The 26,448-nt window shown below is 43.3% G+C and carries 19 protein-coding genes and 1 pseudogene; 15 read left to right on the forward strand and 5 right to left on the reverse strand.

The window, feature by feature from the left end; genetic code table 11:
* Positions 1-8 precede the first annotated feature (8 nt).
* The 4 genes from ACZ9EE_RS19950 (at position 9) to ACZ9EE_RS19965 (ending at position 4,641) form a co-directional block, all read left to right on the forward strand.
* On the forward strand, positions 9-998 hold the full coding sequence (locus ACZ9EE_RS19950) for a glycosyltransferase family 2 protein (RefSeq protein ID WP_476029841.1): 990 nt from the start codon (positions 9-11) through the stop codon (positions 996-998).
* A gap of 147 nt (positions 999-1,145) precedes the next feature.
* Entirely contained in the window at positions 1,146-1,514 is a 369-nt protein-coding gene (locus tag ACZ9EE_RS19955) for an ArsR/SmtB family transcription factor (RefSeq protein WP_476029843.1), read from the forward strand.
* A gap of 4 nt (positions 1,515-1,518) precedes the next feature.
* Positions 1,519-3,573: a heavy metal translocating P-type ATPase gene (locus ACZ9EE_RS19960; RefSeq protein WP_476033020.1), complete on the forward strand. Its 2,055-nt coding sequence runs from the start codon at positions 1,519-1,521 to the stop codon at positions 3,571-3,573.
* A 135-nt stretch (positions 3,574-3,708) separates the two neighbouring features.
* Positions 3,709-4,641, forward strand: a complete 933-nt coding sequence (locus ACZ9EE_RS19965) for a cation diffusion facilitator family transporter (RefSeq protein ID WP_476029845.1) — start codon at positions 3,709-3,711, stop codon at positions 4,639-4,641.
* A 101-nt stretch (positions 4,642-4,742) separates the two neighbouring features.
* On the opposite strand, the gene ACZ9EE_RS19970 is transcribed toward ACZ9EE_RS19965, so the two are convergent.
* From ACZ9EE_RS19970 to gabT, 5 genes are all read right to left on the reverse strand, one after another.
* Positions 4,743-5,450 (reverse strand): DNA alkylation repair protein, encoded by a 708-nt coding sequence (locus ACZ9EE_RS19970; RefSeq protein ID WP_476029847.1) that lies wholly within the window; start codon positions 5,448-5,450, stop codon positions 4,743-4,745.
* Between the two features lie 198 nt (positions 5,451-5,648).
* On the reverse strand, positions 5,649-6,842 hold the full coding sequence (locus ACZ9EE_RS19975; RefSeq protein ID WP_476029848.1) for an MFS transporter: 1,194 nt from the start codon (positions 6,840-6,842) through the stop codon (positions 5,649-5,651).
* Between the two features lie 187 nt (positions 6,843-7,029).
* On the reverse strand, positions 7,030-7,521 hold the full coding sequence (gene pssA, locus ACZ9EE_RS19980) for a CDP-diacylglycerol--serine O-phosphatidyltransferase (protein ID WP_476029850.1): 492 nt from the start codon (positions 7,519-7,521) through the stop codon (positions 7,030-7,032).
* A 389-nt stretch (positions 7,522-7,910) separates the two neighbouring features.
* The gene (locus ACZ9EE_RS19985; protein WP_476029852.1) at positions 7,911-9,302 is read right to left on the reverse strand and encodes an NAD-dependent succinate-semialdehyde dehydrogenase; all 1,392 of its coding nucleotides are present in this window, start codon (positions 9,300-9,302) and stop codon (positions 7,911-7,913) included.
* A 131-nt stretch (positions 9,303-9,433) separates the two neighbouring features.
* Complete coding sequence (gene gabT / locus ACZ9EE_RS19990; protein WP_476033021.1) at positions 9,434-10,741, reverse strand: 4-aminobutyrate--2-oxoglutarate transaminase; 1,308 nt, start codon at positions 10,739-10,741, stop codon at positions 9,434-9,436.
* A 106-nt stretch (positions 10,742-10,847) separates the two neighbouring features.
* On the opposite strand from gabT, the gene gabR reads away from it, so the two are divergent.
* The 11 genes and pseudogenes from gabR to uvrA all read left to right on the forward strand — a co-directional run bounded on the left by gabR (position 10,848) and on the right by uvrA (position 25,968).
* A complete protein-coding gene (gene gabR, locus ACZ9EE_RS19995; RefSeq protein WP_476029854.1) occupies positions 10,848-12,260 on the forward strand; it encodes a MocR-like transcriptional regulator GabR in 1,413 nt (470 codons plus the stop codon).
* A gap of 246 nt (positions 12,261-12,506) precedes the next feature.
* Positions 12,507-13,691, forward strand: a complete 1,185-nt coding sequence (locus ACZ9EE_RS20000) for a M20 family metallopeptidase (protein ID WP_476029856.1) — start codon at positions 12,507-12,509, stop codon at positions 13,689-13,691.
* A gap of 46 nt (positions 13,692-13,737) precedes the next feature.
* A complete protein-coding gene (locus ACZ9EE_RS20005) occupies positions 13,738-15,651 on the forward strand; it encodes an OPT family oligopeptide transporter (RefSeq protein WP_476029858.1) in 1,914 nt (637 codons plus the stop codon).
* A gap of 22 nt (positions 15,652-15,673) precedes the next feature.
* Complete coding sequence (locus ACZ9EE_RS20010) at positions 15,674-16,030, forward strand: PqqD family protein (protein ID WP_476029860.1); 357 nt, start codon at positions 15,674-15,676, stop codon at positions 16,028-16,030.
* A gap of 127 nt (positions 16,031-16,157) precedes the next feature.
* Positions 16,158-17,543 carry a sigma-54 interaction domain-containing protein gene (locus ACZ9EE_RS20015; protein ID WP_476029862.1) on the forward strand — a complete coding sequence of 462 codons (1,386 nt, stop codon included), beginning with the start codon at positions 16,158-16,160 and terminating at the stop codon, positions 17,541-17,543.
* A gap of 409 nt (positions 17,544-17,952) precedes the next feature.
* Entirely contained in the window at positions 17,953-18,396 is a 444-nt protein-coding gene (locus ACZ9EE_RS20020) for a GlcG/HbpS family heme-binding protein (RefSeq protein ID WP_476029864.1), read from the forward strand.
* Positions 18,397-18,785: 389 nt separating this feature from the next.
* A complete protein-coding gene (locus ACZ9EE_RS20025; RefSeq protein ID WP_476029866.1) occupies positions 18,786-19,070 on the forward strand; it encodes a YhdT family protein in 285 nt (94 codons plus the stop codon).
* Positions 19,067-20,518, forward strand: a complete 1,452-nt coding sequence (gene panF, locus ACZ9EE_RS20030; protein WP_476029868.1) for a sodium/pantothenate symporter — start codon at positions 19,067-19,069, stop codon at positions 20,516-20,518. The genes ACZ9EE_RS20025 and panF overlap by 4 nt, the downstream gene beginning before the upstream one ends.
* A 76-nt stretch (positions 20,519-20,594) precedes the next feature.
* Positions 20,595-20,834 carry a CsbA family protein gene (locus tag ACZ9EE_RS20035; RefSeq protein ID WP_476029870.1) on the forward strand — a complete coding sequence of 80 codons (240 nt, stop codon included), beginning with the start codon at positions 20,595-20,597 and terminating at the stop codon, positions 20,832-20,834.
* A gap of 272 nt (positions 20,835-21,106) precedes the next feature.
* The gene (gene uvrB / locus ACZ9EE_RS20040) at positions 21,107-23,086 is read left to right on the forward strand and encodes an excinuclease ABC subunit UvrB (protein ID WP_476029871.1); all 1,980 of its coding nucleotides are present in this window, start codon (positions 21,107-21,109) and stop codon (positions 23,084-23,086) included.
* Positions 23,087-23,093: 7 nt separating this feature from the next.
* Positions 23,094-25,968, forward strand: a pseudogene (gene uvrA, locus ACZ9EE_RS20045) (excinuclease ABC subunit UvrA).
* Positions 25,969-26,448 lie beyond the last annotated feature (480 nt).

Raw genomic sequence — 26,448 nt, forward strand, 5'->3', positions numbered from 1 at the left:
AATTTCAGATGAATAAACCTATCTTAACGATTGTTGTTCCATGTTATAACGAAGAAGCAGTATTGAATGAAACAATTTTACAATTGACTAATATAATGGAACATTTAATCGAGGATTCGCTTGTTTCTAAGAATAGTAAGCTATTATTTGTCGATGATGGCAGTAACGATCAAACCTGGAACATCATTGACAGTGAGTGCAAGAGAAATAGCTTTGTTACCGGGCTGAAATTAGCAGGCAATGTCGGTCATCAGAACGCCCTCATTGCCGGTCTTGAAACAGCTAATCAATACTCGGATTGTGTCATTTCGATTGATGCAGACCTGCAGGATGATATAAATGTGATTGAAACCTTTGTAGAGAAATACTGGGAAGGGATCGACATTGTTTATGGCGTGAGAGACAGCCGCGAGACAGATACCTTCTTTAAGCGGAACACAGCATTGTTCTTTTACCGTTTCATGGAGCGGATCGGAATTAAACTGATTCCGAATCATGCCGACTTCCGGTTGATGAGCAAACGGGCATTGGAGGAACTGTTGAAATATAAGGAGACCAATTTGTTTTTGCGCGGCCTGGTGCCTTTAGTGGGCTTTACCTCTACGAAGGTTTATTATGACCGAAAAGAAAGGCTGGCCGGTGAATCAAAATACCCGTTGAAAAAAATGCTTGCCTTCGCCTTTGATGGAATGACCTCCTTCAGTGTAGCACCCATCCGGTTCGTCACCTTATTAGGTTTTCTCGCTGTGCTCGGTAGTGCATTGGTTGGCGGTTACGCGATCGTCCAAGAAATCTTGGGTCATACAGAGTCTGGCTGGACTTCGTTAGTGATATCGATTTGGTTCGTTGGCGGACTGCAATTAATGGGTATTGGCATAATTGGTGAATATATCGGTAAGATCTATCGGGAAGTGAAACGACGCCCAAGGTATGCGATTGAAGTGGACCGTTTCACAACACTGGCAAAGGAAAAAGAGCAAGAACTTGTGTTAAAATAGTTACTCGAGGACCCGTTTTGGGTTCTTTTTTTTGTGCGCTAATATTCTTACATTCCTTTTTTAAAATTTTTACAATATGTTTGACATTCAAACACACATTTGAATATCATTAAATCAAACGAACATTTGAATGAAGTAGGTGACAAAATGAAAGAACAGGATGTTTGCGAAGTAACCTGTGTTGATAGCGAGAAAACCACCCGAGTTAAACAGCTGATTACCAACGGGAATATCGAAGCTGTAACCAAGCTTTTTAAAGCTTTATCAGACGAAACACGCTTGAAAGTCGCCTATGCTTTAACGCTTGAAGAAGAATTGTGTGTGTGTGATGTTGCTCATATTGTTGGCGCGACCACCGCAACCGCTTCCCACCATTTACGTCACCTGAAGAGCCTTGGTCTAGCGAAATACCGGAAAGAGGGTAAGCTAGTCTATTATTCCCTTGATGATGAGCATGTTAAACAATTAATCCATATTGCTTTTGCCCATCAGAAGGAGGTGGCCGGCCGTGAGTGAAGCGATGGAGAAACAAGTTTATCGTGTTCAAGGCTTTTCCTGAACAAGCTGCGCAGCCAAGTTCGAGAAGAACGTACAGCACCTGGATGGTGTTGTTGATGCCAAAGTTAATTTCGGAGCTTCTAAGCTCACGGTCTATGGAAACACAAGCCTTGAAGAACTGCATAAAGCAGGTGCTTTTGAAAAATTAATCCTTGTCCCGGAAAAGGAAAAACTAACGATGATTCAAAGAGAACTTTTCTGGAAGAGATACTCTCTGTTGGGATTATCACTGCTATTTCTACTGGCAGGCTATATGTTCTCTGAAACCATACTATTTGCCGCTGCTATATTAATAGGTGGATATCCTCTATTTAAAACGGGTATTAAAAATGTAATCAGGTTTGATTTTGATATGAAAACCTTAATGACAATCGCCATTATCGGTGCTGCGATCATTGGTGAATGGAGGGAGGGGGCAGTAGTTGTCATACTATTTGCCATTAGTGAAGTCCTTGAGGGCTATTCCATGGACAAAGCGCGAAATTCCATTCGTTCGCTGATGGAGCATGCTCCGACAGAAGCGCTTGTCGTTCGCAAGGGGAAAGAACTCCTTTTAAAAGCGGAAGATATTGAAGTGGGGGACATTATGCTCGTCAAGCCAGGCCAAATGATCGCAATGGATGGGGTGATTATCGAGGGAGCCTCGTCGATCAATCAAGCTGCGATCACCGGTGAGTCCGTTCCAGTCGAACGAGGTATCGATGATGAAGTATTCGCAGGTACCCTCAATGAAGCAGGCTTTTTAAAAGTGAAAGTAACGAAACTTGTCGATGATACAACCATTGCCAGAATCATTCATTTGGTAGAAGAAGCCCAGGCCGAAAAGGCCCCGTCACAGCAATTTGTTGACCGTTTCGCCAAGTATTATACCCCTGTCATTATTATCGTGGCCATTCTTGTTGCTGTGGTGCCGCCCTTGTTCTTGTCAGCTGGCTGGCAGGAGTGGATTTATCAAGGGCTTGCCGTGTTAGTTGTCGGTTGTCCTTGTGCCCTCGTGATTTCAACGCCTGTTTCGATCGTTACAGCGATTGGCAATGGAGCACGGAATGGCGTGTTGATTAAGGGCGGAAGCTTTTTAGAGGAAGCAGGAGCCTTGAAGGCGATTGCCTTTGACAAGACCGGGACGCTTACAAAAGGGGTTCCCGTCGTGACGGATTTCGTGAATTTCAGCGCCGATGAAAAACTCCTGGGTATTGTTGCGGCACTTGAAAGTAAATCACAGCATCCACTTGCTGCTGCCATTGTGAAAAAAGCCGCCCCTCTTCAGCAAAATCTTGTGGTGGAGGATTTCTTATCAATAACAGGAAAAGGAATAAAGGGCAGAGTGGATGGAACAGACTATCAAATTGGTAACTTGAAGTTATTCGCTGAAGTACCTGAGGCGGTTTTAGAAAAAGTATCGCTGCTGCAGAGTCAAGGGAAAACGGTTATGATAGCCGGAACTAATCGCGAGATTCTCGGATTGATTGCGGTGGCCGATGAGGTCCGTGATAGTAGCAGTCTTGTGATTGATCGCCTTAAACAGCTCGGGATTGAGCAGACCATTTTACTGACAGGAGATAACCATGTCACAGCTGAAGCGATTGGCCGTGAGGCGGGTGTTAATCGAGTAGAATCAGAGTTGCTGCCAGAAGATAAATTAACTTTTATCAAAAATTTAAAAGCTCAATACGGAAGGGTTGCGATGGTTGGCGACGGCGTGAACGATGCTCCGGCCCTGGCTGCTGCTACGGTCGGAATTGCGATGGGCGGGGCAGGGACTGACACAGCCCTCGAGACTGCTGACATTGCTTTGATGAACGATGATCTAACGAAACTCCCGTTCACGATCAAGTTGAGCCGAAAAACGCTGCAAATTATCAAGCAGAATATCACTTTATCGATTGTTGTTAAATTGCTTGCTCTCCTCTTAGTTGTGCCCGGCTGGCTGACCTTGTGGATTGCCATTTTTGCTGATATGGGTGTCACTTTGCTTGTGACGCTAAACGGGTTGAGACTGGTAAGAGTGAAAGAATAAAGGAATTATATGCTTTGGTTCGCAACAAAATGTATTGAAAATTATAGAATAGAAAAAACTATCGTTAATCGGAATATTTTCGTTTTAGAAAGAGAAATAGAGCCACTTTACATTGAGAGCTCTGGGGGGATAAACATGGCTCATCATCACCATCATCATGGACATTCACATGGCCACGGCCATCATCATCATGCTCCAGCCAATTATGGATTTGCTTTTGGCATGGGGATCACTTTAAACCTAATCTTTATCATAATAGAAGTCATTTTTGGACTATTGGGAGACTCACTGGCTTTACTAGCCGATGCCGGACATAATTTAAGTGATGTCCTAGGATTGGTTATTGCATGGATTGCTGTTTGGCTGGGGAAAAAAGCACCAACGTCTAAGCGGACGTATGGTTTTAAGAAAAGCTCTATTCTGGCTGCACTTTTTAATGCGGTGTTTCTGCTAGTAGCTATTGGTGCGATTGCCTGGGAGGCGGTGCAAAGGTTCTCCGCTCCGGCCCCTGTTGCTGGCAAGACAGTAATCATCGTGGCACTTATTGGCATCGTAATTAATTCCATAACGGCCTTCCTATTTATGTCAGGCAGGAAACATGACTTGAATATTCGCGGAGCTTACTTACACATGGTGGCAGACGCGGTGGTTTCTTTAGGGGTTGTCGTATCTGGTTTCATTATGCTTTGGTCCGGCTGGCAATGGATTGACCCGCTGGTAAGTTTAGTGATTGCGGTCGTTATCTTTATTGGTACCTGGGGATTATTAAGTGAATCAATCAATTTATCACTAGATGCCGTTCCAGATGGGATTGATATGGATAAGATAAAAAATTATTTAAACCACTTACCAACTGTTGTTGAGGTACATGATTTACATGTATGGGGAATGAGTACTACTGAGCCGGCGTTAACCGTACACCTAGTCCGGTCGGATATAACCGATAATGATCAATTATTGCAACGATTAAATAAAGAACTACATGATGAATTTGGAATCGAACATACTACGATTCAGATCGAAAAAGGGACATTTTCTTGTTCACAAGCTCCAGTTGATTCCATTTAAACAATACAACCAAAAGGGATTGCACTGCAATCCCTTTTTCCGTTCCGTAGGCATAGAAAATGACGTTCGAAGTGAAATATAAGTGCTCTAGATTCTGCTAGTTAGCACCTGACGTATTTGCGTTTGAACCCAAGCCTCCCTCGGTCTATTTCCTTTTGGATATTTTCCGAAGCAAGCAGAATACTGCTTTTTTTCTTGTCCCGCTTGATTTCAACTGGTCCTACTGCCTTTGCGGTTTCAACGGCCTTATCATGGAGCGGCAAATAGGAAGTCCCGACTGTGTAAATAAAATTATTCATAGCGGATTTTGTTCGATCAGGAGAATCATGAATCGTTTTTTCTACCTGGTCAAGCATACTGGCAATCTTACTTGCACTAAATTCGCTATCCGGGCGGTTGCCCAAAAGCCAGCAGTAACAGCTCCAGCCTGCCGACATTCTAAGTTCTTCCCCGCTTGTGATCCATTTATCGGCCACAGCTTGGGCAATATCGGTTTCCGCCAAAGTTACGGCAACTACATAATCAGACAGCATATAAAAATATGCCGCATCTATCCAACGCTCAAAATCTTCCACGGTCATTGCTAGTGGTTCGGCAATGATGCCGGCAAAATACATAGCGTCATAGTTTCCGGTCGCATAAAGCTGCTCGGCTAATGGTTGATTTTTCTTGATTTTCTTGGCGATTGGCTTCATTGCGCCTGTGGCCACCCCAAAAAGCGGCTCGTGTGCACCATTGCTTAGGTAAGTCTTTTTCATTCGATCCTTGCCAAGCGCTTCCAGTTCCTGCATAACCATTCCGAAATCCATTGTTTTTCACTCCCTTCCTCTATAAACATAACCTATACATTTCATTGTTACCTATCTTAAATTCTTTTTCCAACAAAAAAGCCCACGTTATTTTATCGTTTATTAGTGTAAATATCGGCTCTTCACTTATTAAAAAAAATCATAAATTGGGTGTTCCTTTTAGGTAATATATCGCTCTTTCATGTTTATTTCCGCCTTTTATATACGAAGAATAAACATCAGCAAAGCAGAAATAATGGCAAGTAAACTACTGACACCAAAAGCGGTGAACGCACCAAAGGACTGCCACAAAAAACCTGCCATCACGCTTGCGGGCAAGGCAGCAATACCCGTTAAGGCATTAAATGTACCCATTGCCATCCCTCGTTGTCCTTCAGGTACCATATCGGCTACATATGCCTTTTGTATCCCTTCCGTAGTCGCATAGTACAACCCATAAATAAAAAATAAGATCCAAATCCCCGAGACAGTCTGGACCAGACCGAAGCCGAGATAAATAAGTGCAAACAGGACATAACCTGTTATTAAAACGGGGCGGCGGCCAATTCGGTCAGAAATGATCCCAAATGGAGTAGAAAAAATACTTGTAATTATGTTGTAAGCAAAATAGGTCAGTGGTATATATTCGGCAGCCATACCAACGTCTTTCGCTCGTAAGATCAGGAACGCATCAGAAAAGTTCCCTATTGTAAAGAGGAAAGTTATAAGTGTGAACCATACAAAACGTGAATTAAGCCCCTTGAAGCTAATCTTCGGTAACATTTTTACATTACTTGGTGTTTTTATTGGATTCCGTTTCTCTTTTAAGAAGAAGATGAGGAGCAGCGTTGCCATTAATCCTGGGATGGCAGATATCCAAAATACCGCCTGATAACTCCCATTCCAGAGAGTAAGAATTAAGTAGGTGACAAAAGGTCCAAGAGCTGCACCAAGGGTATCCATTGACCGTCTAAATCCAAAGGCTTTTCCACGTTCTTCTTTTGTCGTGGTATCGGCCAGAATGGCATCTCTTGGCGAAGTACGAATTCCTTTACCAAAACGGTCCGCAAACCGAATAAACAGAACTTGACCCCATGTGGAGGATAAGGCGAAAAAAGGTTTAATGAGATTGGATAATCCATAACCGCCAACCATTAACCATTTTCTCTTACCAAATCGATCCGAAATCCACCCGGAGAAAAACTTTAAAATACTTGCTGTACTCTCGGCAATTCCCTCGATAATCCCCACGGTCCCAACTTGGACATGTAAGACGGAAGTTAAATAAAGTGGAAGAATCGGAACAATCATCTGACTCGAAAGGTCTGTCAAAAGACTAACCATACCAAGAACCAAAATCACTGAACTTAATCCGAAGAATTGTTTTTTCGAGTGTCTTTCTGACTCCATCATTCACCTCTATTATCTTAATTGAAAATGTCTATAATGCCCCCAAGTTCTTACGTGATACTGCACTACATTTTCCGGAATCTTGACTATACTTCCATGGTAGTAGATTTTTATTCCATTTCCAAGCTAAAAAGAAAAAAGCTGCTCCTTTTCGATCAGGATACTAGCTTTTTTACAAAGGTTCGTACAATTAAAGTTTTTTAACCCTAATTGGACTTACCATTAAGAGAGCAAGGATTAGGGTGATCCACGCATTGCTATATAAAAAGAATCCCATCCCAGCCAAAGGCAACCCGGCAGCTGGAATAGGTAATCCGCTAAAATATCCAATCGTGGGTTTAACATTGAACCTAGCTAATCTTAATGCCCCCATCATGGGGAAAAGAATAAATGCTAATGAAGTTAAAATAGATGGTGCAGCTAAGGAATGAAATAAAAGTGCAGGTGCCACTCCGAAACTGACAATATCAGCTAAGGAATCCAATTGTACACCCAATGCACTGTACACCTTTAATTTTCTAGCTACCCTTCCATCTATTAGGTCAAAAACAGCTGAGAAGAGTATTAAAACGGCTGATACCTCTAAAAAGCCACTCATAATACATGTAATGGACAGCACACCGCACAATAGATTTCCCAGCGTGAATAAATTGGGTACAGCTTTTACGAACTGATTGAACAAGGTAGTCCCCCCTTGAAGTTTACAATCTCCCATTTAATTTAGATTTTCTTTATATTCTGCCGTTATTCTTATAAAGATATTGAGCATTTTTAAACTTTTTTTACAAAGGCTGTGTTAATCTTGTATGTTGATTTCCGCTCCAGGCGGCTTCGCTTTCCGCGGGCGTGCAGGGGAGCCTACTAGTTTCTCCTTACTTAATTGCTAAAGTTCTCTTTGGTAGAACTAATATTAAAGGTAATTTTAATTTGGTAACGTATTAATCTGATGACCAAGGGTACGACGTGAATTAAACCATAAAAAAGAACGTGCATGTGATAGCACGTTCTTTTTACAGAAATAAATATGCCTATAGGGTACCAAGCACCAACTTACTGGTATGTGAGAATATATTAAAGATTTCCGATAGATAGATATTTTGTTTCCAGGTAAGGCTCAATTCCTTCTAGACCGCCTTCGCGGCCGATTCCGCTTTCCTTCATACCACCGAATGGGATATGGGCGCCGGACGGAGCCCCATCATTCCAGCCGACAATGCCAAAGTCGAGATTTTCACTAAGGTATGTTCCGGTTTTATAGTTATTAGTGAAGAAATAGGCCGCTAAACCATACGGAGTACTATTGGCGATCTCTACCGCTTCCTCTAAGCTTTTAAAGGTAATAATTGGCGCGACCGGACCAAATGTTTCCTCCTGCATGATATTCATATCCAGGTTAACATTTGATAAGACAGTAGGGTAGACGAAGAAGTAGCCTTGTTCCCTATCAGCATTGAATTGATTCCCCGCCAGTACCTCAGCACCTTTTTCAATCGCATCATTAATTTGATCGACGATTTTGTTAAAACTCTTTTCGTTAATAATCGGTCCTACCTGTGTTTCTTGATCCATTCCATTGCCGACTTTCAACTTTTTAGTGGCTTCTGCTAATTTGGCAGAGAAAACCTCAGCAATCTGTTCATGGACAATAATTCGGTTCGCACACACACATGTTTGGCCAGCATTCCTAAACTTCGTTAAGAGTGTTTGCTGAACGGCAAAGTCTAGATCGGCATCTTCAGCAACGATGAGAGGAGCATGGCCTCCTAATTCCATTGTTACATGTTTCACCGTATCCGCACTGTTTTTGATTAATAGCTTTCCGACAGGAGTAGAGCCTGTAAAGGTGATTTTGCGGACGTAATCACTTTTTGTAAAAAGATCCCCGACCATTGTGCCCGAACCATTCACGTACTGAATCACATCGGAAGGGAACCCTGCTTCGTGGGCAAGCTCAACTAATCTGATTGTCGTCAACGGTGTTTCTACTGGCGGTTTTACAATAAACGGGCAGCCAGCTGCCAATGCAGGAGCTGCTTTTCTTGTCATCATCGCTGCCGGGAAATTCCATGGCGTAATCGCAGCCACTAAACCGATTGGCTGTTTGGTAACAACGATTCTTTTCGTTTCGGAGGAAGCAGGGACGGTTCTTCCGTAGATGCGTTTGGCCTCTTCTGCATACCAATCAATATAGCTTGTGGCATAATCGACTTCACCAAGTGATTCACTGAGCGGCTTTCCATTTTCGAGTGTCATGATTTCAGCAATTTCTGCTTTATGCTCCTGAATGAGTTCTGACCAGTTTCTTAATAATCTGGAACGTTCATGTGCATTGATTTTTGCCCACTTTTTAAAGCTTTCATGTCCATTCTTTAGTGCTTGCTGTATTTCTTCTTCTGTATTAATTCGTATTTCTTTGATTACTTGACCTGTTGCCGGATTTTTCACTTGTAATAGATTGGCCATTTTAGTCCACCGCCTATTTTTCTAGTATAAAATTTTTGATAGAGGCCCAGTTTGCACGTGCAGAACTGGGCCCTTAAGTTTTTGAATGGTCTAGTTGGAAAGCACCCACTACTTGTCAGCTTTAAGCTGTTCTATTGAAATGCCTTTTCCAGGATGGCTAAGCCTTTTGCTAATTCTTGATCTGTAATCACTAATGGGGCTAAGAAACGAATAACGTTGCTTTTGAGACCGGCAGAAAGAAGTAAAAGTCCATTTGCGTTGGCGTATTTCACAATTTCTGCTGTTTTCGCTTTGTTTGGTTTTTTGCTCACGCGGTCTTCCACGATCTCACAGGCAACCATCGCACCTAAACGGCGGATATCTCCTACAAAGACATGCTTATTGCTAAGCTCTTGTAATTTTGCTTCTATTTTTTGTCCGAGAATTTCTGCTTTAGATACTAAATTTTCTTCTTCGATAATGTCAATGACAGCTAACGCTGCGGCACAAGCGACAGGACTTCCTGCATAAGTGCCGCCAAGCTCTCCAGGATCGGCCACATTTAGAATTTCTGTTTTTCCGACGACACCGCTTAACGGAAGACCAGCGGCTAACGACTTTGAAACAGTGATCAAATCTGGAGTAACATCAAAATGCTCGATGGCAAATAATGTGCCCGTCCGGCCAAATCCTGTTTGAATTTCATCTGCGACAAAAACAATTCCATGGTCCTTACAGAAACGGCTGACGGCTTGCACGAATTTTTTCGGCGGAATAACAAAGCCGCCTTCACCTTGGATAGGCTCCATGACAACACAAGCAACCATTTCAGGAGCAACTGTTGCGATGAAGAAATCTTCAAAGTCTTGAATAACCTGATCTACATATTCTTCCTCCGTCATCCCGGCAGGCTTGTGGTACATATAAGGAAATGGTGCTTGATAGATTTCTGGAGCAAATGGTCCAAACCCAAATTTATAGGGCTTTACCTTACTTGTCATGCCCATCGTTAAATTCGTTCGGCCATGGTATCCGCGTACAAACGAAACAACAGCGGGTCTTTTCGTAAATCGGCGGGAAATTTTAATCGCATTCTCAACTGCTTCTGCACCTGAGTTAAAGAAAATGGCTTGTTTGTCAAAATTCCCAGGTGTGATCTGGCATAATTTTTCGGCAAGATTGATATAGCCATCATACATCATGACATTGAATCCGGGATGTAAAAATTTATCTACTTGGTTTTTGACTGCTTCGGTTACTTTTGGATGGCTGTGTCCGACATTTAATGTTCCAATTGCACCTGCGAAGTCAATCCATTCATTGTTATCGATATCTGTTACTGTTGCTCCGGAAGCATGCTGAGCAAAGTTTAAATTGCCGTTGCTGACACCCTTCGGTACATATTTTTTTCGTTTTTCCTGTAATTCTTCTGTTTGTGTATAAGAAACTGACATCCTAATCGCCCCTTAATTTATTCGTAATTTACTAAAAGTATCACAAAAAACTGATATAATGAAAAGTACCAAAATAGAAAAAAAAAAGGTACCAGATGGAGAGTGAAGCAGGATGTTCATACTAATTGATAAACAGAGGGATACGAATTATATCTACCAACAAATATATATGGGGATTAAGGACAACATTTTAAAAGGGAAATTAAAAGCGAATGAAAAGCTTCCTTCGAAAAGGTCATTAGCCGATCAGCTAAACGTAAGTATTAATTCCGTTAGCTTTGGCTATGAACAGCTGCTTGCTGAGGGGTACATCTACGCGATTGAGCGAAAAGGGTACTTCGTTGAAAACATTAATCAATTTATTGAGGAAGAAAAATTTTTTAAAGATAAGCTGGCGGATGACTTAAAGGAAGAACCGTCCAACCGGGAGGGATGGCTTTCACTGTCACATATGGCTTCAGATATTTCGTTATTCCCATTTAAGGAATGGATGAAGTGTCAGGAAGTAGCGATTGAATCCTATAAAAGAGAGCTTTCGGAAATTGCCTATTCCCAAGGTCCGTATGTAGTGAGAGAGACGATTTGCCGAATGATTGCCTTGACCCGGGGCGTCAATTGTGAGCCTGAGCAAATTGTGATTGGGGCAGGGACACAATTATTAGTAGGTCAATTGATGGAATTGCAAAGCGAGGATTCCGTAGTTGCAGTAGAGAATCCTGGCTATGCCCGATTTTACGAACTCCTGAAAAAGATGAACTTTGCTGTTCATCCTGTTTCATTAGATGACCAGGGGATTGAGATGACAGAAATCGAATCAGCGAATGCAAATATTGTGTTTGTTACCCCATCACATCAATTCCCTACGGGTAAAATTATGCCGATTTCCAGACGAATCGAACTGTTAAATTGGGCGGTCCAAAGCGATAAAAGATACATTGTCGAGGATGACTATGATAGTGAATTTAAATATGAAACAGACAATATTCCATCCTTACAAAGTTTAGATCGAAACCATCGGGTCATATACATGGGGACTTTTTCGAAAACCGTGCTCCCGGGTTTACGGATTAGTTATATGGTTTTACCGCCTGATCTTCTGAGGGAATATCGGAAGCATTATGCTAATTCCATGCAATACAGCAACACTCTTATGCTTTTTACGTTACATTTTTTTATCGAAAGCGGAGAATATGCCAGACACGTAAAAAGGATGAACCATCAGTATGAAACACGAAGGAAATTGTTAATTACTGAACTTCAGCACCGGTTTGAAGAGAAAGTCCAGATTGAGGATGTTTCGGCAGGACTTCATTTTCTCGCTCATTTTAAAACGAAGAAAAGTTATCAGGAAATAGAGAAAAGAGCCGCACAGCTAAAACTTGAAATCTATTCCATGCGTCGATTTATGTTGAAGAAAAACGCATGGACCGAAAAACGGCTTAGTTTGCTTTTGGGATTTGCTAATCTTAAAGAAGAAAATATTGCTGCAGCAGTGGAGCGGTTGTACTCTGTTATTTTGGAATAATATTCCGTGTAAGTTTATAAAAACGGTGTCTGTTTAAACTTACAGTCGATAAAATAGGAGAATTATTCAGTAAATTATAAAAAAATCGTAGAAACAGTAAAATAATTGTCCGTTTAAACTTACACTTCTAAACAAGAATGATTGTCATGTTTTGTTGATAAATGACTGTTTAAATCTGATTTTTTCGAATTATTTACTCTTTGGCACGATTCTTGCAAGTATATTAAAATACTAAGTTATGAAAGGATGGAAACGTTGTCTACTATTATTTGGAAAGATACAGCAAAAAACATTAAAGATCAGGTCATTAAATGGAGACGATATCTTCACCAGCATCCAGAGTTATCTTTTCATGAAGTGGAAACAGCTCATTTCGTGTATGAAACACTCGCATTATTCGGGAACTTACAATTGTCCCGGCCAACTCCAAACAGTGTAATGGCCAGGTTAATCGGCGATCAACCTGGAAAGGTCCTTGCCATTCGTGCAGATATGGATGCCCTTCCCATTAGGGAAGAAAATACGTTTGAGTTTGTTTCACAGAATGATGGTGTCATGCATGCATGTGGACATGATGGTCATACGGCAATGTTACTTGGCATAGCCAAAATACTATCTGGGATGAAAGACAAGATCATAGGGGAAGTGCGATTTTTGTTTCAGCATGCGGAAGAGCTGTTTCCTGGCGGCGCAGAAGAAATGGTTGAAGCCGGGGTAATGGAAGGAGTCGATTTCGTTATTGGTGCCCACTTGTGGTCTCCCTTGGAAGTGGGGAAAATTGGGTTGGTTTTCGGACCGATGAATGCTGCATCGGATACCTTCTGGATTACGATTGAAGGAAAAGGAGGCCATGCAGCTCTCCCGCAAGATACAATCGATAGCATTGCGATTGGATCACAGGTCGTCACTAATCTTCAACAAGTCGTTTCAAGGAATACAGACCCTCTTGAAAGTGTTGTTCTATCCGTCACAAAATTTAATGGTGGAACAGCCCACAATGTCATTCCAGGATCAGTTGAGATTTGTGGAACGGTCCGAACTTTTGATTCTGAATTGAGAAAAGAGATCCCGGTCTTAATGGAGCGAGTGGTCAATGGGATTACCCTGGCACATGGTGCGTCCTATACATTCAACTATGAATATGGATACCGTGCCGTTATTAATGATCAAGAAGTTACACAAATCCTTAAAGAAACGGTGCTCGAAACATTTGGGGAAGAAGCGTTGGCCATGATCAAACCGGATATGGGCGGCGACGATTTCTCTGCTTTTCAGCAGAAAGCGCCAGGCTGCTACTATTACATTGGAGCAGGGAACGAGGAGAAGGGAATTATTTACCCTCACCATCATCCTAAATTTGCCATAGATGAAGACTCTTTAGAGCAGGGTGTAGAGTTGGTTGTCCAAGCTGTTTTTAAGTTTTTAACCTAGAAGGAAGAAAAAAATATTAATGTAAATAGAAAGTAGGTCATCCTTGATGAAGAATAAATCAGATAATTCAAAATTCATCCCATATACTCCTGCTTCTGTATCTCTGCCCGAATTAACAGTGATCGCACTGGTTCTAGGGATTATCCTTGCTGTTGTGATCGGTGCGGCTAATGCCTACATGGGGTTGAAAATAGGCCTTGTCACAGGCGCTTCTATTCCTGCTGCCGTAATCTCAATGGCGATTTTGCGGGTCTTATTTAAACGAAAGTCGATTTTAGAAAATAATATTGTACAGACAATTACAACGGCCGGTGAAGGGGTAGCAACAGGGGCTGTATTTACGATTCCAGCGTTTTTTATGTGGCACCTGACACCAAGTCAAGGGTTAATTATGTTTATCGTTTTGACTGGGGGCTTTCTTGGTGTCTTCATGATGATCCCGCTGCGCAAATTATTAATTGTCAATGAACACGAAACTCTTCCATATCCGGAAGGAACTGCATGTGCAGAAGTGCTTAAATCCGGTGAAACAGGAGGGACAAGCGCAAGGACAGTCGTATCTGGCTTCTTAATAGGCGGCGTGTTCAAATCTTTAGGTGATGGGTTTTTACTTTTTAAAACAGAAATTGAAACAAAGATCAGCGGCTTAAAAAATGCCGTTATAGGAGCAGATATCTATCCCTCGTTGCTTGGTGTCGGGTTTCTGATTGGCCCCCGCATTGCAGGTCAAATGTTTGCAGGAGGCGCACTAGCCTGGTTAGTGTTAATCCCAATGATTAGCTTTTTTGGCGGTACAGGACTCCATGCCTTGGCTCCGGCCACTGAACCCATCAGTAAATTGGATGCCTGGGGAATCTGGAATAGTTATATTCGCTATATTGGTGCTGGGGCAGTGGCAACCGGAGGATTGATTTCCTTAATCCGGTCACTTCCGACGATTTTCCGTTCCTTAATTGATACCGTAAAAGGGTTAAAAGAAAAACAAACTGGTGGTGAAATCGGCGAGCGGACGAATCGTGATATACGAATGAAATGGGTTATGGCAGGGATACTCATTCTGATTGCCATCATTGCCTTTGCTCCTGCAACAAATGTCGGTCTTATTGGCGCTGTCTGTGTAGCCATTTTCGGTTTTCTATTTGTTACGGTTGCTTCTCGAACAGTGGGCTTAGTGGGAACTTCTACATTTCCTGTATCCGGAATGACGATCGCTACTCTCCTTGTTGTTACGACAGTATTTAAAATAACAGGACTTGGCGGACAAGCGGGCATGATTGCAGCCCTCACGGTCAGTGCGATCGTGTGTACAGCATTAGCGGTTGCAGGCGATATTTCTCAGGATTTAAAGACAGGTTACCTTGTAGGAGGCACCCCTTGGAAGCAACAGCTTGCGATGATGGTTGGGGTTGTCGCAGCAGGTTTGACGATTGGTTTTGTTTTAATTGTGTTGAATCAGGCTTACGGTCTTGGATCTGCAGCATTACCTGCTCCAAAGGCAGTTCTAATGAAAATGATTATTGAAGGAATTATGGCCAATAATCTGCCTTGGGATTTAATTCTCATGGGTGCCGCTGCTGCGATTGTATTTGAATTATTAGGGGCAAACTCCTTAACTGTATCAGTAGGAATCTATCTGCCAATCCATACCGGTCTCCCAATTATGGTGGGTGGAGCGATTCGTGGATTGATCGAATATTTTACGAAAAATAAAGAAACGAAGAAATCACGTTCAGAAGCTGGAACCCTGTTTGCATCCGGATTAATTGCCGGTGAATCATTAGTGGGTGTCATTATCGCCATATTCATTTGGTTTAAAGTGAAAATGCCGAGTAATGTGGTATTCCAAAATAGTGCTGTATCACTAGTCCTATTTATTGGACTTGCTGTTATCCTATTCCTCGTGGCTTGGATGATAAAAAACAATAGCAAAAAAGACAGAACGCAAAAGAAAACGGCTTGAGTAGAGAAGGAGGAAGCATGATATGACGATCCTGAGGAAACAGAAGGTCGAAAATATCCTGGAAATGACGCCAAAACTCCATGAGTGGCTTCATTTGGAAGCAGGTGCAGATTCCAGTACCCTGGTTGTTCCCCGTACCAGTTGGCTCGAGAAAATCTCTGTACGTTATTTAAAGCAGCCGGCATCGATAAAAGTTGACGTAACAGGCTTGGGAGGCTTTGTTCTTGAACATTGTAACGGTGTCCATAATGTTCAAGAGATTGCTGATCAGCTTGCCCGGCAGTACGGGGAAGAAGCGGAGCCAGTGCTTCCCCGGCTAGTGAAATATCTTGAAATCATTGAAATGAATGGTTGGATTACGTGGAAGAGAGCGCATTAAGCTCTCTTTTTTTTGTGAATTCATATGAATCTCCCAAAAGGAGGATCCAGATTATGTCAGCAAGAAAAAAGTGTTTAGTATGGTAAGATGAATAGTAAAAGTCTGTCTCGGAAAGGGGAAGATACCAGTGCTTACACTTGAAAATTGTCTGAATATCCTGGAGAACATTAAAGGACTAATTGTGGTAGATAGAGAAGGCCGTATCCTCTTTTTTAATAAACGTCTTGCGGAAATGAGTGGTCTTGACCCTGAAAAGATTATCGGCAAGCCAATCAAAGAAATTGTACCCACCAACCGGCTTGATCAAATCGTGGTAACGAAGGAAACAGAGCCAGCAGAATTTTACTTTTTAAAAAGTTCTACGTTTGTAAGCAGCCGTTATCCGATCTATCAAGGTAATCAATTTTTTGGTGCAATCGAATATGATCTTTTTGATAATTATAAGGAATTGAAGGATTTCCTAAAGAAAACAGAAAGCCTTCCTACAAAACTAAGCTTGTTCAAGCAGCAGAAGAAGAGAAATCGTAGTAACAAGTATTCGATTGATAACATTGTCGGAAAGAGTCCCACAATAGAAAAGCTCCGTAAAGAGATTGCGGCCGCTGCCAAAACAAATTCAACTGTTCTGATCACTGGCGAATCTGGATCGGGGAAGGAATTGGTAGCGCATTCTATCCACGCCTTAAGTGAGAGGATCGATGAAGCGTTCGTCAGTATGAACTGCTCTGCTGTTCCCATTGAGTTGTTTGAATCTGAATTATTCGGATTTGAGGAAGGGACTTTTACGAATGCCCGCAAAGGTGGTCAAATGGGTAAATTTCAATTAGCAAACCATGGAACCCTATTCATGGATGAAATCAATCAGATGCCACTATCCCTTCAGCCTAAGATTCTCCGTGTATTGCAGGAGAAGGAAGTGGACAAAATCGGTGGGAAATACAGTATCCCAGTCGATACTCGGGTCATTTGCGCCAGTAACCAGAATTTGAAGGAACTCGTGGAACGGGGGAAATTTCGGGAGGATTTATATTATCGCCTGAATGTCATCCAGATCCGAGTTCCTTCGCTGCGGGAACGAATTGAGGATATTCCTATCCTGGTTTCTTCTGCCATTGAAGGTTTGAACCATTTTTTGAATCGGAGTGTTGAAGCTGTATCTGAAGACGTCATAAATTTACTCTGTGAGTACCATTGGCCAGGTAATGTCCGTGAACTTCAAAACACGCTCGAACGGGCAATGAATGGGATTGACAACGAGACCAAACAGTTGACTATTGAGGATTTTGAGTTTTTTATCGAGGAAACTTTGTCTCAAAAAAAGAAAAGTGCGCTTTCTCTTGATGAAAAAAGCCCCCTCGATGCGGTTCGCGACCAAGCAGAACGGGAGGCTATATTGGAGGTATTAAGGCACTGTGACGGCAACAAATCACAGGCTGCCAAATTACTTAAAATATCGAGGCCGCTGCTTTATCAAAAAATGAAACGATTAGGGATTGGACAAAGAGAGCAGTAAAGATTCCTCTAAAACTGAATTGTTGTTTTGAATTTTATCAACCAGGCATCTGCTATTTATAAAATGGCTCTGTTAAACAATATTGTTGTTTTTATACTCTGTTGATTGGAGCGGAAGGCGCTCGACTCCTGCGGGAGTACGGGGCAGGGGAGACCCCACAGGCGCTTTCAGCGCCGAGGAGGCTCCCCGGCACGCCCGCGGAAAGCGAGCGCCTGGAGTGGAGATCAACAGCCAAATTCAACAGAGCCTATAAAATAAAAGCCGTTTCCTGAGTGGGAAGCGGCATTTTAACTTTTTAAAAAAGGCTCTGTTAAACCTTAATGTTGATATAACAACATCGAGGGATTCGTTCCCAATTTGGGTGATGGCTCATACGATATGGAGTATCGAAACCCAAGGAGTGAATGAGTTGCTTACATTGGAAATTGCCAAACAATTGCTCGCGGTTGCGGAACAGAAAGCCCATCAAATGGGACTCGCCTTCGATATCGCAATCGTCGACGCCGGGGCGAACTTGGTCGCCTTCCACCGGATGGACCATGCCCGGATCGCCGGAATCGACATCTCCAAGGGGAAGGCCTGGACGAGTGTAGCCATGCAAATGCCCACGGCTAACTTAGCCCAGTCGGCGCTTCCCGGCGGTCAACACTATGGGGTCAACACGACGAACCAAGGGAGGCTCACCATCTTGGGAGGCGGCATCCCACTCGTCCGCGAAGGTATGATCGTCGGTGGTATCGGCGTCGCCGGAGGCACCATCGCGCAAGACATGGAAGTGGCCAATGCCGCCGTTCAAGCGTTCGCCGCTGCGCATGTGAATCCTCCCACGGGTACCGCTCGGACGTTTTGGTAAACGCGTAGTAGGAATAGGATAGCAGTACAAAAGAGAAGTTCGTCTACCCGGCGACCTCTTTTTTTGCTAGTCTACGGCGGGGGAGCAGGCATTTAATTAACTAAAAACGGAAAATAATAGCGACAAGCCATTCCGCTAAAGGGTACGATAGCGCAATCGGTTCCCTTGCTTCTACCTTGCGGAACTAACAAGTGTTCGTTAGCACAATACCGAATGCCCGCCTTTCACGGCGGCTATTTTCTCTTTCTAAATCAACAATAAAATATGACACAGCCTAAAAAAAGATTTTAACACGCATGTTTGTAAGGTTTTTTCTGTGTTTGTGGTAAAATGTTCTAACTTGGTAAAAATTTAAACTAAATATAGATCCATACTAGGGGTGAAAAAGGGTGAAAAAATCTGTGGATTCTCTGGACAAGCGTTTTAAGATTGCCCATAAAGAAGCACTAATTGGCGTTATTCTTGTGATTATTAATTTTATCATTTGGTTTGGCTTCGCCTATGGGCTTGGTTCTGTCAATATCAAAGATTATACATACGTGTTTGGTCTGCCGGCCTGGTTCTTTTACAGCTGCATTCTCGGCTCCATCATCATGACTGTTCTTGTAATTTTAACAGTAAAGTATTTTTTCCAGGATATACCCTTTGAAGTAAATGAGGAGGAACACAAGTGAACTGGGCTGTTATTACACCATTGATTTTATTCTTATTGATTATATTTGCCGTGGGGATTTGGTCAAACAGATTGGTACTCAAATCCGAATCTTTTTTAGAAGGGTATTTCTTAGGAGAACGGCAAATGGGCGGGTTCATCCTCGCGATGACGATGGTGGCCACTTACGGAAGTGCCAGCAGTTTTATCGGCGGTCCTGGCATTGCCTATACTCAAGGGCTGGGGTGGGTGCTGCTCGCAACCTCACAGCTGGTAACCGGTTATTTTACGTTAATGGTCCTAGGAAAGAAATTTGCGATTGTGGCCCGCCAGTATAAGGCAATCACCTTAATCGATTTTCTAAAAGAACGATATAAAAGTAAGACGGTTGTGATTCTTTCAGCGGCAAGTATTATTATTTTCCTTTTTTCATCGATGACAGCACAGTGGATTGGCGGAGCGCGCCTGGTGGAATCGCTGACGGGCATGCCTTATTCAACAGCCTTACTGATTTTTGCTTTTTCTGTACTTGTGTTTGTTATTGTCGGGGGCTTTCGTGCGGTTGCGCTCACCGATACGGTTCAAGGTGTGGTGATGTTTGTGGGAACGCTGATTCTTTTGATTGCGACGATTAAAGCAGGCGGAGGCGTTTCAAACATCATCTCCGATTTAGCAGCGGAGAATCCGAATCTCATCAGCCCGTTTGGTGCCGAGCATAATTTAACCCCGGCCTACGTTTCGTCGTTTTGGATTTTGGTTGGCGTTGGGGTTGTCGGACTGCCGCAAATCACGGTCCGGGCGATGTCCTATAAAAACTCAAAAGCGATGCATTCTGCGATTATTATTGGGACGATTGTCGTCGGCTTTATTATGCTGGGGATGCATTTGATTGGTGTGTTTGCCCGCCCCGTGCTACCGGGAGTGACAATTGGGGATACAGTTATGCCGCTGTTATCCATGAAAGTATTGCCGCCGTTTGTAGCCGGGATTGTGCTGGCGGCCCCGATGGCTGCGATTATGTCAACAGTCGATGCTTTGCTGATCTTGGTGAGCTCAGCTTTGGTAAAGGATATCTATTTGAATTACATCAAGCCCGATGCTGCGGACAAACAAATCAAAAAGGTGAGTTTCAGTGTAACCGCCATTATTGGGATTATAGTTATTATTCTCGCATTAAGTCCACCTGATTTAATTGTCTGGCTGAATCTATTTTCGTTTGGCGGACTGGAATCTGTGTTTATTTGGCCAGTCGTCTTAGGCTTGTATTGGAATAAAGGTAATAAGTACGGAGCGATTACGTCGATGATTATTGGGATGGGCTCTTATATTCTATTGGATCGTTTTTATCCGAATGCCTTTGGACTGCATACGGTTGTCCTGCCAATTGTGTTGTCACTACTCGGATTTATAATAGTTAGTCTAGTATCACAGCAAAAAGCCGTGGCCGATCTTGAGAGGGCTAGGGTTTAAGGGATATTTTAGTTGCAATTTTGTTGATTAGTTTTTAGAATTAATAATTAACGAGATTTATAAATGAGGTGTACCCATGTTTGAGATCATTAGAATATTTTCTGCTCTCACAATGCCTGGATTACTTGTATTGCTTTTTTCACGGGTCGCTTACAATCGCGTTGTCGGCCTTGTTTTAACTGTTGCGCTCATTGCAGCATCGGTCTATAAAGGCTACACCGATACCTTTTACCTGATTGTTATTGATGCCTTTTCGCTTACGGCTGGTTTCTGGCTGGCAGCCAAAATGAAACCGCGCGCAGTTAAAAATAGCTAGAACCTAGTCATCCCTGTAAGTCTGCCTGGAAACCGGCAGGCTTTTTTATGATTTAATCGTTCTTTGTACTTTGGTTAATCGCCAGCTACAGGACGCTTCCGCTTTATTTTTTTAAAAAACGAATATTCGTTCGCATATTATTGGTTTGTTTTTGGGGGATTGTGGTAGAATGTTAATATGCAAATTTCGAGAATCTACCTACCTAGCACGATCCCGGATCATAGACAGAATGAAAGCTTGAGTGTGATATTTTTTACGGGAGGAAATAAATTGTGAATGATCAATTTGAATTAGTTTCAAAGTACTCTCCACAAGGTGACCAGCCCGGAGCGATTCGCCAGTTAGTGGAAGGAATTAAAAACAATAAACGTCATCAAACGTTGCTTGGTGCGACCGGAACAGGGAAGACTTTTACCGTTTCGAACGTCATAAAAGAAGTGAACAAACCGACCCTTGTGATCGCCCATAATAAAACGCTGGCCGGTCAGCTATACAGTGAATTCAAAGATTTTTTTCCAAACAATGCGGTTGAATACTTCGTCAGCTACTATGATTACTATCAGCCGGAAGCGTATGTACCGCAAACCGATACCTTCATTGAAAAAGATGCCAGTATTAATGATGAAATTGATAAACTGCGCCACTCGGCGACCTCGTCCTTATTTGAACGGAAAGATGTCATCATCATTGCCAGTGTATCCTGTATCTATGGTCTCGGTTCGCCGGAAGAGTACCGCGAGATGGTCGTATCTCTCCGGACTGGGATGGAAATCGAACGCAATCAACTCCTGCATCGCCTCGTAGATATTCAATATGAACGAAACGATATTGATTTTAAACGAGGAACTTTCCGTGTCCGCGGTGATGTTGTCGAGATTTTCCCCGTTTCCCGCGATGAACACTGCGTTCGTGTTGAATTTTTTGGGGACGAAATTGACCGGATTCGCGAAGTCGATGCCTTAACAGGTGAAATTATCGGCGAACGCTCGCACATTGCCATTTTCCCGGCCTCCCACTTCGTAACACGCGAAGAGAAAATGCGGGTAGCCATCGAAAATATTGAAAAAGAACTAGAGGAACGGCTTGCCGAATTGAGAGCGGAAGATAAATTGCTTGAGGCACAACGGATTGAACAGCGTACACGCTATGATTTAGAAATGATGAGGGAAATGGGCTTTTGCTCAGGAATCGAAAACTATTCCCGCCATTTGACATTAAGGCCGCCGGGTTCAACTCCGTATACATTGCTAGATTATTTTCCGGAAGATTTCCTGCTGGTAATCGATGAGTCGCATGTTACCTTACCGCAAATCAGGGGTATGTTTAATGGTGACAAGGCGCGAAAACAGGTATTAGTCGACCACGGCTTCCGCCTCCCATCTGCACTCGATAACAGGCCGCTTACCTTTGAAGAATTTGATAAGCATGTCCACAATGCGATATTTGTATCGGCCACACCTGGACCATATGAGCTTGAACATACACCAGAGATGATCGAGCAAATCATTCGTCCGACAGGTTTGCTCGACCCGACGATTGAGGTTCGTCCGATTGAAGGGCAAATTGATGACCTGATTGGGGAAATACAGGACCGAGTTAAGAAAAATGAACGTGTCCTCGTGACGACCTTAACGAAAAAAATGTCAGAGGACTTAACCGATTACTTAAAAGAGATTGGAATTAAGGTTCAATATCTACATTCAGAGGTTAAAACACTCGAGCGGATTGAAATTATCAGGGAGCTTCGTCTTGGAAAATATGACGTTCTGATTGGAATCAACCTGCTCCGGGAAGGACTCGACATTCCCGAGGTTTCCCTTATCACCATCCTTGATGCCGACAAAGAAGGCTTCCTGCGTTCGGAACGTTCATTAATTCAAACCATCGGCCGGGCCGCCCGTAATGCCAATGGTCATGTAATTATGTATGCCGATCGAATTACCAACTCGATGGAGCTGGCGATTAGTGAAACCAAACGGCGCCGTGCGATCCAAGAGGAATACAATGAAAAACACGGGATTACACCGCAGACGATTCAAAAGGAAATCCGCGATGTTATCCGTGCGACCCAAGCGGCAGAGGATCAGGAAGAGTACAAACCATCAGCATCCTTCGCTAAGTTGTCGAAGAAGGAAAGAGAAAAACTAATTATGACCATGGAAAAAGAAATGAAGGAAGAAGCAAAGGCACTCAACTTCGAACGTGCCGCCGAGCTTCGTGATTTATTATTGGAATTGAAAGCGGAAGGATGACGGTTAGATGGCAATGGAAAAACTGATTGTGAAAGGCGCCCGCGCCCACAATTTGAAAAATATAGATGTCACCATTCCGAGAGATAAGCTTGTTGTACTGACCGGACTTTCCGGTTCTGGGAAGTCCTCGCTCGCATTTGATACGATTTATGCAGAAGGGCAGCGCCGCTATGTGGAATCACTATCGGCCTATGCCCGCCAATTTCTCGGTCAGATGGATAAGCCGGATGTTGATATGATCGAAGGATTATCTCCGGCGATTTCGATTGATCAAAAAACAACAAGCCGAAACCCGCGCTCAACAGTCGGGACGGTAACGGAAATCTATGATTATCTACGATTACTTTTTGCAAGAGTCGGACACCCAACTTGTCCGAATCATGGTATTGAAATCACTTCCCAAACGATCGAGCAGATGGTGGACCGGATTATTGGCTATCCAGAACGCACCAAAATGCAAATCCTAGCACCTGTTATCTCAGGCCGAAAAGGTGCCCATGTCAAGGTATTGGAAGATATCAAAAAACAAGGATTCGTCCGGATTCGTGTCGACGGAGAAATGCTAGATCTTGGTGATGAAATCGAACTAGATAAAAATAAGAAGCACTCGATTGAAGTGGTCGTCGACCGGATTGTTATTAAGGAAGGCGTCTCATCCCGTGTCGCAGATTCGCTTGAATCGGCCTTAAAGCTTGGGGAAGGAAACGTTATCGTCGATGTAATGGGCGAGGAAGAGCTGTTGTTCAGTGAGAACCATGCTTGTCCGATATGCGGTTTTTCAATTGGTGAACTAGAGCCGCGAATGTTTTCCTTTAACAGTCCGTTCGGGGCCTGCCCTGAATGTGACGGACTTGGCTCCAAACTGGAAGTCGATCTTGACTTAGTCATCCCTAATAAGGACCTGACGTTAAAACAGCATGCGATTGCCCCATGGGAGCCAACCAGTTCGCAATATTATCCACAGCTGCTTCAGGCGGTCTGTGACCATTATGGAATCGATATGGATATACCGGTTAAGGATATCCCCGAGCACCAAATGGAAAAAGTTCTTTATGGCTCCGGAAAAGACAAAATTTATTTCCGTTATGAAAATGATTTTGGGCAGCTTCGCGAAGGTCATATCCAATTTGAAGGTGTTATGCGTAATGTCGAGCGCCGCTATAAGGAGACGAGCTCTGACTTTATCCGTGAACAAATGGAAAAATACATGGGTCAGCAGCCATGTCCGACCTGTAAAGGCCACCGCTTGAAAAAAGAATCGCTGGCCGTGTTAATTAACGGGAACCATATTTCTCAAGTAACCGACTTATCGATTAAAGATGCTGATCAATTTTTTGCTGGATTAAAACTTTCGGAAAAGAGAAATGCAAATTGCCGCCTTGATCTTCCGTGAGATTAGTGAACGGCTTGGTTTCTTAATTAACGTGGGTCTTGATTATTTGACGCTTAGCCGTACCGCCGGGACACTTTCCGGGGGTGAAGCCCAGCGGATTCGTTTGGCTACCCAAATTGGTTCGCGCTTAACAGGTGTGTTATACATTTTGGATGAGCCTTCGATTGGTCTCCATCAGCGCGATAATGACCGGTTAATCGGTACGATGCAAAACATGCGTGATATCGGCAATACCTTGATTGTCGTTGAACACGATGAAGACACAATGCTCGCGGCCGATTATCTGATTGATATTGGTCCTGGTGCCGGTATTCATGGCGGTGAGATTGTATCAGCGGGAACTCCGGCTGAAGTAATGGCCGACCCGAACTCTTTGACAGGGCAGTATCTATCGGGAAAAAAATTCATCCCGCTCCCGCTTGAGCGTCGTAAGCCGGATGGCCGCTTTATCGAAGTTAAAGGGGCATCTGAAAATAATTTAAAAAATGTAAATGTAAAGTTTCCGCTTGGTTTGTTTATCGCGGTCACGGGGGTATCCGGATCTGGGAAGAGTACGCTTATTAATGAGATCCTCCACAAATCATTGGCGCAAAAGCTGAACCGTGCCAAAACCAAGCCCGGCGCCCATAAGGCGGTTAAGGGAATGGAACATTTGGAAAAGGTCATTGATATTGACCAGTCGCCGATTGGCAGAACACCGCGCTCGAATCCGGCCACGTATACCGGTGTTTTCGATGATGTTCGTGATGTGTTTGCTTCAACGAATGAAGCGAAGGTACGGGGATATAAGAAAGGCCGCTTTAGTTTTAATGTTAAGGGCGGCCGCTGTGAGGCCTGCCGTGGTGACGGGATTATTAAAATTGAAATGCACTTTTTACCTGATGTCTATGTTCCATGCGAGGTATGCCATGGCAAACGTTATAACCGTGAAACACTGGAAGTGAAATATAAAGGGAAAAATATTGCCGATATTCTTGATATGACGGTTGAAGCGGCAGTTGAATTTTTTGAAAACATTCCAAAAATCAGCCGAAAGCTGCAGACGATTATGGATGTAGGACTTGGCTATGTGAAGCTTGGCCAGCCGGCGACGACCCTGTCAGGAGGAGAAGCCCAGCGTGTCAAGCTTGCCTCCGAGCTGCATCGCCGTTCAAATGGTAAAACGTTCTATATTTTAGATGAGCCGACGACGGGGCTTCATGTCGATGACATTTCCCGTTTGCTTGTTGTTTTGCAGCGGCTGGTTGAAAATGGCGATACCGTTCTTGTTATTGAGCATAATCTCGATGTCATTAAGACAGCTGATTATCTGGTCGACCTCGGTCCTGAGGGAGGAGACAAGGGCGGCACTCTCGTCGCGACAGGAACACCGGAAAAAGTGGCCGATACTCCTGAATCTTATACTGGTCAATATTTAAAACCAGTCCTAGAGCGTGACCGAGATCGGATGAAACACCAAATTGAAGAGAAGAGTGCGATTAAGGCATAAGAAGAGCCGAAATCTCCAGGTTGAAAACCTGGCAGGTTTCGGCTTTTTTTGATTCTGCGGAAAAATAGCTAGGGCTCGCGGAATTAATGTGGAAGCAGACGGAATAAATCGGAAAACCTACGGAATAGATTAGAATGTATGAGGAGTAAATTGGAAATAGTACGTAATCCGGCTTAGCTGGGGTTAGTTCGCAGAAAAAATCGGAAAGTCTGCGGAATTAATTCGAAAGTTCGCAGAAAAAACTAAAAAACGTACGGAAATATTCATAGATTCCACGGAAAAAACCGAAAATCCCGCGGAATCCAGCCGTACGCAGTTCGTCCGCACGGAAAAAACCGGAAAGTCCGCGGAATTAATCCGAAAGTCCGCGGAAAAAACTAGAAAACGTACGGAATTATTCAAAGATTCCGCGGAAAAAACCGTAAATCCCGTGGAATCCAGCGAGACGCAGTTCGTCCGCACGGAAAAAACCGGAAAGTC

Source organism: Bacillus sp. URHA0034, assembly GCF_056280405.1.

Excerpts from the sequence above, each read along its gene's own strand:
- ACZ9EE_RS19950 (WP_476029841.1), top strand. The coding sequence starts at position 9 with ATGAATAAACCTATCTTAACGATTGTTGTTCCATGTTATAACGAAGAA.
- ACZ9EE_RS19955 (WP_476029843.1), top strand. The coding sequence starts at position 1,146 with ATGAAAGAACAGGATGTTTGCGAAGTAACCTGTGTTGATAGCGAGAAA.
- ACZ9EE_RS19965 (WP_476029845.1), top strand. The coding sequence starts at position 3,709 with ATGGCTCATCATCACCATCATCATGGACATTCACATGGCCACGGCCAT.
- ACZ9EE_RS19970 (WP_476029847.1), bottom strand. The coding sequence starts at position 5,450 with ATGGATTTCGGAATGGTTATGCAGGAACTGGAAGCGCTTGGCAAGGAT.
- ACZ9EE_RS19975 (WP_476029848.1), bottom strand. The coding sequence starts at position 6,842 with ATGATGGAGTCAGAAAGACACTCGAAAAAACAATTCTTCGGATTAAGT.
- ACZ9EE_RS19985 (WP_476029852.1), bottom strand. The coding sequence starts at position 9,302 with ATGGCCAATCTATTACAAGTGAAAAATCCGGCAACAGGTCAAGTAATC.
- gabR (WP_476029854.1), top strand. The coding sequence starts at position 10,848 with ATGTTCATACTAATTGATAAACAGAGGGATACGAATTATATCTACCAA.
- ACZ9EE_RS20000 (WP_476029856.1), top strand. The coding sequence starts at position 12,507 with ATGGAAACGTTGTCTACTATTATTTGGAAAGATACAGCAAAAAACATT.
- ACZ9EE_RS20005 (WP_476029858.1), top strand. The coding sequence starts at position 13,738 with ATGAAGAATAAATCAGATAATTCAAAATTCATCCCATATACTCCTGCT.
- ACZ9EE_RS20010 (WP_476029860.1), top strand. The coding sequence starts at position 15,674 with ATGACGATCCTGAGGAAACAGAAGGTCGAAAATATCCTGGAAATGACG.
- ACZ9EE_RS20035 (WP_476029870.1), top strand. The coding sequence starts at position 20,595 with ATGTTTGAGATCATTAGAATATTTTCTGCTCTCACAATGCCTGGATTA.